4 protein-coding genes are annotated in these 6675 nt (G+C 67.3%); 2 read left to right on the forward strand and 2 right to left on the reverse strand.

Features of this window, described 5'->3' with window-relative positions; genetic code table 11:
• Positions 1-46 precede the first annotated feature (46 nt).
• Positions 47-1345, forward strand: coding sequence for a hypothetical protein (locus tag BQ8420_RS28390; RefSeq protein ID WP_087103070.1), 1299 nt, complete (start codon positions 47-49; stop codon positions 1343-1345).
• Between the two features lie 12 nt (positions 1346-1357).
• On the opposite strand, the gene BQ8420_RS28395 is transcribed toward BQ8420_RS28390, so the two are convergent.
• Positions 1358-3511, reverse strand: coding sequence for a tetratricopeptide repeat protein (locus tag BQ8420_RS28395; RefSeq protein WP_087103073.1), 2154 nt, complete (start codon positions 3509-3511; stop codon positions 1358-1360).
• A gap of 116 nt (positions 3512-3627) precedes the next feature.
• Positions 3628-4029 (reverse strand): DUF1992 domain-containing protein, encoded by a 402-nt coding sequence (locus BQ8420_RS28400; RefSeq protein WP_087103075.1) that lies wholly within the window; start codon positions 4027-4029, stop codon positions 3628-3630.
• Positions 4030-4678: 649 nt separating this feature from the next.
• On the opposite strand from BQ8420_RS28400, the gene BQ8420_RS28405 reads away from it, so the two are divergent.
• Complete coding sequence (locus BQ8420_RS28405) at positions 4679-6043, forward strand: HNH endonuclease signature motif containing protein (RefSeq protein WP_160049487.1); 1365 nt, start codon at positions 4679-4681, stop codon at positions 6041-6043.
• Positions 6044-6675 lie beyond the last annotated feature (632 nt).

Here is a 6675-nt window from a genome sequence, read left to right on the forward strand (position 1 = left end):
CACCTGTGGCGTCTCACCCCACCAGCGAAAACAGCCTAAAACAACGATGTTGGGGCCGGCCACCCTCCTACGGGACGGGACCCTCGTTCCCGGAACGCTCGTGTTGTCCCACCCCGAACAGCTCGACCGTCTCCGCCTGAGCTGCCCCGAGGCCGTGGAAGCCGCACTCATCGCCGGAGACCCCTCCCACGACCGCATCCTGGCCGGACTCCCCTGGCGTGACCGCTACCGCGACCACCTCGAAACCGGGCACCGGAAACTGGTCATGGTCAGCTCCACCTGGGGGCCGGGTTCCCTCCTCGGCTCCCGGCCCGAACTCCTGAACCGATTGCTCGCCGAACTACCCGTCGACGAGTACCGCGTCGCCTTGGCCCTGCACCCCAACACCTGGCACGGCCACGGTCACCACCAGGTACGTTCCTGGCTCGCCGAGGCCGAACGCGCCGGTCTGCGCGTACTTCCGCCCCGCCAGGGCTGGCAGGCCGCGCTCGTGGCCGCCGACCACGTCATCGGCGACCACGGATCCGTCACCGCCTATGGGGCGTCCCTGGGTACCCACACCATGCTCGGGGCCTTCCCCGACACCGAAATGGACCCGTTCTCCCCCATCGCCCGATTCGGCCGCTCCGCCACCCGGTTACGCGCCGACCTCCCCCTGCTCCCGCAGATCCTCGCCGACGCCGCCGACCACAAACCCGACCGGTTCGCGGCCTTCACCGACCGGCTCAACTCCGAACCCGGCGGCTCCGGACGGATCCTGCGCGAGACCTTCTATCGGCTCCTGGATCTGCCCGAACCCGAGCACCCGGTACGGACACTCCCGGCCGACGTCCCCATCCCCTACCGACGGGGTTGGCCCGACACCACCGACCACGCACCACTGTGGAGCACCGTCCAGGAGGAGGGTTCCAGGCTCCGTGTGCGCCGCCACCCCGCCGAATCCGTCACCAAGGAACGTCTCTTCCTGGACCGCCCCCACTTGGTCACCCATACGGACGAGACCCAGGCCCGGTGGAGCGAAGCCGCCTGCCTGCTCCTCTGCGGTCCCGACTCGGAAAGCCCCGGTGAGGGTGCCTCCTGGGCACTGCTGCGGGCGAGGCTGTCCGATCATCCTCGGGCCCACCTCGCGGTCGCCGCGGACGGCCCCGACTGCCTGCTCGTCGACCGTGACGGCACCCGGATCAGGCTGGTGGCGGACGACCCCGGGCACCGACACGATCCCACCGCCGCCGCCTCGGCGTACTGGCATCTATGGGTCGAGGGTGAAGCCCCCGAGGGGTCACTCCTCGTCCTGCTGGGCGAGCACGAGTCGAGCTTCACCGTCCGAGCATCGAACGAAGAGTGACGGCCCGGAGGATCATCCGGCGAGTCGCTCGCGGACATCGGCCGCGTCGCGCTCGGCGTTCGCCGCCTCGTACGCCTCCAACGCACGCTCCAGGTCCGCTCGGGAGGCCACGGCGTCCCGCGCCTGGTTCACGTCGGCTCGCAGCACGTACACGTCCCCGACCCGGCGCAGGTCGCCCAGGAGACGGTGGCGATCGATCGCGCCATCGTACGATTCCAGGGCCTCCTCGAATCGTGCCTGGTCCCGACGCAGGTCGCCCAGGGCCGTGCCGGTTCGGGCGTGGTTCTGGTGGTCGCCCTCGGCGAGCAGCCCCTTTGCGTGCAGGAGCAAGGACTCCGCCTCGGCCGGACGTCCCGCCCGCCGGTGGGCGACGCCCTCCTTACGTTCCATGATGTGCAGTGCCCTGAGATCGACGGGGTCCAGACCTTCGGCGATGCGGCGGGCCTCGGCGAAGTGCCCAATCGCGGCGTCGTACTCTTCAGCATCGATCTCGACGTCCCCGAGCGCGTCGTGGGCGGTGAGGACCACCAGCGGGTGCTCGCCCTGGGCGAGTTCCAGGGCCCGCTCCGCTTGAAGGCGCGCATCCGTCGGGTTCCGGTCCCGGCGATAGGCGATGGCCGTCTGCACGCACAGGCGGGAGAGTCGTGCGGGTTCGAGGCGGTGGGTGTCCAGGGTCGCCCGCAATACGGGCGCCTGCGCATCGACCATGTCGGTGAACCAGCCGGAGTGGAACCAGAAGGGCCACAGAACCTCGCACAGTTCCGCGGCCATCGCGAAGTGGCCCGCGGCCACGGCGTCGATCACGACCTTGACCAGGGTCTGACGTTCGGGGGTCAGCGCCTGTCGGGCCTCGTCGATGCTCGCGAAGGAGCGAGCGGCCCGCGCGCTGTCGGGGAAGGCCGAACGACCGTCGAGTTCGACCTGGAGCCAGCGACCCGGCATCAGCTTTCGGTGGGCGGCGTAACCGATTTCGTAGTAGTGGGTGAGGGTGCGTTGGGGGGTGTCCAAGCGTTTCTCCGTGTCAGGGGTGAAGGTCGACCTCATACTGCGCGTGATGAAGCGGAACCTGGGTTCGGGGCCGGTCACGATGGTGTCGAGGACGCCCCTCTCCGCCAGGATTCCCAGCCCCGCACGCACGTCCTGCGGTCCTGCGGAGTCGGCCATGAGTGCCTCCGCCAGATCGAAACCGAAATCGACGTCGGGGAGGCCGGCCAGTCGGACCGCCAAGGCACGTTGCCCGTCATCGAGTCCCGCGAAGTCCACGCGATCACGTGGACGCCGCCCCGGAACGGCGCTCGAACCGAAGTGGTTCCGGTGCGCGGTGGCGAGTGGGTCCGGTGCCCCGCACTGGCGTTCGACGTGGATATCGAAGGCGTAGTCCGCGATGAGCCCGGGATTGCCTCCGGCCGCGGCCACGAAATCGGCGACCATCGCCCATTCCCGCGGCCGGGAAGGTGCCAGGTCCGATCGCAGGCGGAACATCGTCGTGGCGTCCTCGTCCGACAGGGCGTCCAGCTGGATGGAGCGCCATTGAACGTGGCGCAGGAGCCTCCTGTCGTCGCGGCCCAGCGTCCTCAGGTCGAAGTCCTGGGGTCCGGCGACCACGGTGAGACTTCCGGGGGAGGTCGCCAGGAAGAGGCGGACGTCGGTGAAGTTGCCGGGAGAATCCACCATGACGGCGATCCCGCTCCGCCATCGCGGGCTCTGGTGCAGCTTCTGGATACGCCACTCCAGGGTGGCCGGAATGTCCTCCTCCGGAATGTCCATGAGACGCAGCAGACGGCCCACGGCCATCCACGGATCCTCCCGGACCAGGTCCACCAGGACGTGGCCGCCGGGAAAACGGGCACGATCCCGTTCGAAACCGTCGTGCAGGAGTTTCAGACCGAAGGCGGTCGTGCCCCCGCCCTGGATCTTGCTGGACACCGTGAGCATGGTCGAGGCACTCGGGTCCTCGTCGATGATCCGCTGCGCGTCGGCCCGAGGTTCATCCCGGTCCACATAGGAGGGAGGCACCAGGAGATCGAAGGTGCGTTCGGAATCGTCGGAGACATCAGAGATGGCACCGTTGATGTAGTGGACCGTGATGTCACGCGCCTGGAACAACGTTCCGAAGACATCCCGGGCGTTGTTGGACGTGCTGTCCCTGGGGGTTTCGACGCTCAACGGGTCCACCTCACGGTGCGCGACTGCTGGGGTACCGGAAGACTATCCAGCCATACCCGACCCGACCGTTCGGGTGGCCCCGCCGGCCGCAGTCGGCCACCCGTACCTGGGAGGGATCAGCCCTCAGGCCCCTCCCACTTGTCGCGAAGGAACTCGTCGACGTCATAGGGCATCAGGTTGAGCGGCGGGCCCGGGGGTGCGTTCGTGTTCATCGCCCGGATCTTCTTGTTCAGGCCGTCCAGGAGTTCCCTGACCCGCTTCTCCGTCCGGGCCGTGCGCGCCTCGATCAGGGTGTCCTCGGCCTCCTTGCGCAGTCGCAGAGTGGGCGGCAGCAGCGAGACGTTCTCCTGCTTGAGCTTGCGCTTGATCCACCAGTTCTCGTCATAGGGGCGGTCGATGTCGGGAATGGGCTTGCCGGCACCGGGAAGATCGTCGAATGCCCCCTTTTCCTGAGCCTCACGGATCTGGGCGTCGATCCAGGACTCGAATTCCATGCCGGTGGGCTTGCGTTTCGTCATTGAACCGCCTCCTGACGGATGGCTTTGGGAACTTGCGGTGATCCTGTGAGAATACGCCGATGTGAGGCGCCGGAGGTCGAGTGCCTTGGGGTGGTCGGGCGTCTCGTAGGTCTGTGGTGGGGCGCCTGAGGTCGAGGGACCTGGGGTGGTCGGGCGGGGTTGCGGTGGTCTCCCCCTTCCCCGCCGCGTGATTGTTGCCGCCCGTACCGTGCGCGTCAAGGCGATGTTGTGTGCTGTGGCAGCGGGGCGGGTGACCTTGACCCGCACGGCACGGGCGGCGGTTGGCGGCTATCGGGGAAGGGGGAGGTGGGGTCAGGGACCCAAAAGCCCTTCCGGGCCTTCGGCCCGCCGGGCTTCGCCCGGTCCGGCCGCAGCCGGCCGAATCCCTACCCGTCCGTCTGGTGGTGTCGTTAAGCGCGTCGCCACTACGTGACGGGCCCGGTCACGAAGGGCCCGCTACAAATGGGTCGGGTGGTGGTCCGCGTCCCAGCGGTTGCCGGCTCCGGTGGGGTAATGGCGGAAAAAGGGGTTGTGGATAACCCGCAAAAGGCGCCATTCCATGATAGGCACGCCGGCGCCTTGGGAAAAGAAAATAATATACCCGAGAGTAGGGCTGCCATTCTCTATGGCATTGGCATATAATCGGAGTATGCGCTTCTTTGACACCCACACCGCTTCGACCGGGGCCACCCCGGTCGAGAAAGCAATGGCGGGTGTGCGCGAGCAGATCGAGGATATCTTCACCACCCCCATCCCGCCCGGCTGTGCGAAAAGCCGGCTGGAACAATCGGTGGGCTTGCACCGCGACATGGAACGCTCCACCTACCTTCTGCTGGGTGACCTGGCCACCATGGAGGCCACCGGGGACCTGCTCGAAGAGGGTGGCCAGCGCAGTATCCAGGCGTGGATCACCCACAAGTGGGGCACCACCCCCGCCGAGGCCACCAATCTGGCCACTCTGGCCCGGGCCGTGCACCGCCAGCAGTTGCCGTTGGTGGATGAGGCGTTTGGGGACGCAACCCTGTCGTTGGGTGAGGCGTGTGCGATCGCGACCTCCACCGAAAAGGCTGTGACCGACTGGGCCAAGGTCCTGGAAACAGCCGATGAGGCGTTCAAAGCCGACCACCCCGACGTGGAGGGTTTTCGGGCCCGCCTGGAGTTCGGGCTGATCGCCTATAAGAAGGAGTGCCCGAAGGCGTCGGTGCGTCAGTTGCGGGACGCGGCGAAATGGTTCGTCGCCCAACTGGACCCCGATAAAGCCGACCGGGATTATGATGAGACTTTCGACAACCGTGGTGCGCAGTTCTCGCCGACCTTTGAAGGCGGGTTCCTGCTGCGGATGTGGGGGCCGGGTGCGGATAACCAGCTGATCCAGGCCGCATTGGATGCCTACACCGAACCGTATGGTCCGGATAGTGCGGCGGTGCCGAAGCATCAGCGCACTTATGACGCGATGATGCGGATCTTCGAGACCGCTCTGGCCCACCGCACGTGCGCGAAGGCGCCGAAGCCGGTGGTCACGTTGAACATCACCGTGCCGCTCAAGCGCTACCTGGGAGATACCTCGGCGGAGCCGGCGGTGACGGAGGATGGGGTGGTCATCCCCGACCAGATGATCTCCCGTCTCACCCCGAAGAGTTGGTTGCGCCGCTTCCTGACCGACGCCGAAGGCAAAACCCTGCTCGATGTGGGGCAGAAGCACCGGTGCGCTCCCGACCCCGTACGCCAAGCGGCCGGCTACAAAGAGTTTCACTGCGAGTGGCACGAAGGCTGCGACATGCCGCGTAGCTGGTCGCAGTTCGACCACATCATCGCCTTCTCCCACGGCGGGGCCACGAGCTCGGACAACATGCAACTGCTGTGCTCCACCCACAACCGGCTCAAGCACCGGTTGCAGGTGAAGGCGAACCAGCAGATCTGGGAACACCACCACACCCAGAACCGCCAGAACACCGAGAAGGACGGTGGCGGCGGGGACGGTGAGGGGGAGCCAGCCCCAGCCACCGCCCTCTAACACCACGCCCTGTGACCAGGCGAAAGCCCACCTTGCTCCGAACGATCAACCCGGAGCAGCCCCCGCACCTCTCGAAAAACACCCCCGGGTGGGTGTCAGACCCCAAAGGCCGTGTGCCTTGTGGGGATATCGGCATGCCTACCCCTGCGAACCCCCCACCCAGAGCCATATCCAAGGGCCAACGTGGCTCCCGTTGGGGGTACCGGCAGCACACTCGCACCCGCACCGGTACTGGCACCGATACTGCTGCGGGTACCGGCACCGCACCGGTGCTGGGGAGTGACCGATCCACCTCCACCAGGGCCGGCCACCGCTGGGACGCGGCCCACCTTGTGAGCACCTGTAGCGGGCCCTTCGTGACCCGACCCGTCACGTAGTGGCGACGCGCTCAACGAGAAGACGAGACGGACGGGTAGGGATTCGGCCGGCTGCGGCCGGACCGGGCGAAGCCCGGCGGGCCGAAGGCCCGGGAGGGCTTTTGGGTCCCTGACCCCACTCCCCGCTTTCCCGATAGCCGCCAACTGCCGTCGTAGCGAAGCGGGTCAAGGTGGAGCGCTCTCTCGGCGAAGCCGCCCCTGCGACGACCTTGACGCGCGTAGCGGAGACGGCCACAATCACGCGGCGGGGAAGGG

Source organism: Nocardiopsis sp. JB363 (genome assembly GCF_900143625.1).
Taxonomy (GTDB): Bacteria; Actinomycetota; Actinomycetes; order Streptosporangiales; family Streptosporangiaceae; genus Nocardiopsis.

Bases quoted from the DNA above. Each gene is read 5' to 3' on its own strand.
- BQ8420_RS28390 (WP_087103070.1), top strand. From the start codon at position 47: ATGTTGGGGCCGGCCACCCTCCTACGGGACGGGACCCTCGTTCCCGGA.
- BQ8420_RS28400 (WP_087103075.1), bottom strand. From the start codon at position 4,029: ATGACGAAACGCAAGCCCACCGGCATGGAATTCGAGTCCTGGATCGAC.
- BQ8420_RS28405 (WP_160049487.1), top strand. From the start codon at position 4,679: ATGCGCTTCTTTGACACCCACACCGCTTCGACCGGGGCCACCCCGGTC.